Annotated in this window: 2 protein-coding genes; both read left to right on the top strand. The window is 64.1% G+C overall.

Annotated features, from left to right (window positions below):
- A partial coding sequence (gene trbL / locus HY26_RS17890) for a P-type conjugative transfer protein TrbL (RefSeq protein WP_112074259.1) occupies positions 1-1,268 on the top strand: 1,268 nt, incomplete at its 5' end.
- A 3-nt stretch (positions 1,269-1,271) separates the two neighbouring features.
- Positions 1,272-1,812, top strand: a 541-nt coding sequence (trbF, locus tag HY26_RS17885; RefSeq protein ID WP_112074258.1) for a conjugal transfer protein TrbF, incomplete at its 3' end; no start/stop codon positions are given.

Below are 1,812 nucleotides of genomic sequence, written 5' to 3'. Positions count from 1 at the left end.
TCGCCTATATCGACAGCGGCTTCGGCCTGCTGGCGGGCGATGTCGCTTACCTCTCGACCACGCTCATTGCCATCGACATCACGCTGGCTGGCCTCTTCTGGGCGCTCGGTCAGAATACAGACGTAATCTCCGGCCTTCTGAAGAAAGTCCTCTATGTCGGCTTCTTCGCCTTCATCATCGGCAACTTCGCGCTGCTCGCCGACATTGTCTTTGCGAGCTTTGCTGATCTCGGCCTGACCGCCAGCGGCTCCGGCATGACAGCTGAGGACCTCCTGCGACCGGGATTCATCGCCGGCGTCGGCCTCGAGGCTGCAAAGCCGCTGCTCGAGGAGATCGGCGATATGGTCGGCCCGATCGCCTTCTTCCACAACTTCATCATGATTGGCGTCATGTTCATCGCCTGGGCGGTGATCATGATCGCCTTCTTCGTGCTGTCAGTGCAGCTGTTCATCACCATCCTGGAGTTCAAGCTGACCACGCTTGCCGGATTCGTGCTGGTCCCGTTCGCGCTCTGGAACAAGACGTCATTCCTCGCCGAACGTGTGCTCGGTAACGTCATCACGTCCGGCGTCAAGCTGATGGTCCTCGCCGTGATCATCGGCATCGGATCGACGCTGTTCGGCTCGATCACGGATGCGTTCCGAACCAGCGACGATATCACGCTCGCTCAAGTCATGGGCACCGTGCTTGCGGCCCTCGTCTTCTTCTGGATGGGCATCTTCGGCCCCGGCATTGCGAGCGGCCTCATCACCGGCGCTCCGCAACTCGGCGCAGGGTCTGCCGCAGGGGCCGTCATGGGCGTGGCGGCAGGGACTTATGCCGCTGGCATGGGAGCCCGAGCAGCCGCCGGCGGCGTCTCCACCGCCGTCAAGGCCGGCGCATCCATGGCGGGCGCCGCCCGCACCTCCTACACGTTGGGTGCGGTCGCGTCAGGTGCAACCGGTCCCGCAGGTGTTGCCGCCGGGCTTGCTGGTATCGCGCGCGCCGGCGGTGATGCCATCCGCCGGACGGTTGCCCGGCCTGCCAATACCTTTCAGGATGCCTACCGGCGCGGCAGCGAAAGCGCCTGGCGCGCCACCGGCGGTACCACTACCGGCAGCAACAGCCAATCGACCGATACATCGACTGCGCAGAGCCCCGGCTCGGCCCGGCGCATGGAGCGCGGCCAGCGCATGAGCCATGCCGGCCAGATCGCCGCACATTCGCTGCGCGACGGCGACCGGGGCTCCGGCGGCGCCGCTCCAAGCCTTCAGGACAAGGACGAGTAGACAATGGCCTTCAAGCGAACAGCATCACATTATGGAACAAGCCCGTTCCCGGAGACGCCTTATCAGAAGGCGGGACAGGTGTGGGACGAGCGCATCGGATCCGCCCGTGTCCAGGCGAAGAACTGGCGGCTGATGGCCCTTGGCTGCCTTGGGCTCTGCTTCGCAACCTCCGGCGCGCTTGTCTGGCGGAGCCTTCAATCCAGCGTCACGCCCTATATTGTCGAAGTCGATGAGACAGGCGCTGCCCGCGCGGTCGCCCCGGCGACAGAACGCTACAGGCCGACAGACGCCCAGATCGCGCATCACCTCGCAAATTTCATCTCTCATGTGCGCGGCCTCAGCGTGGACCCGGTGGTCGTACGCGAGAACTGGCTCTCAGCCTATGACTTCGTCACCGCGGCGGCAGCAACGACCCTCAATGAATACGCAAAGACGAATGACCCGTTCGCCGATATCGGCCGCAAATCCCGCACCGTCGATGTCGTCAGCGTGGTGCGTGTCTCGGAGGACAGTTTCCAGGCCCGCTGGATCGAGAAGACCTATG

The organism is Hyphomonas sp. GM-8P (assembly GCF_003263315.1).
GTDB lineage: Bacteria > Pseudomonadota > Alphaproteobacteria > Caulobacterales > Hyphomonadaceae > Hyphomonas.
Note: the sequence above shows the minus strand (reverse complement) of the source record. Positions and strands in the feature narration are given on the sequence as shown.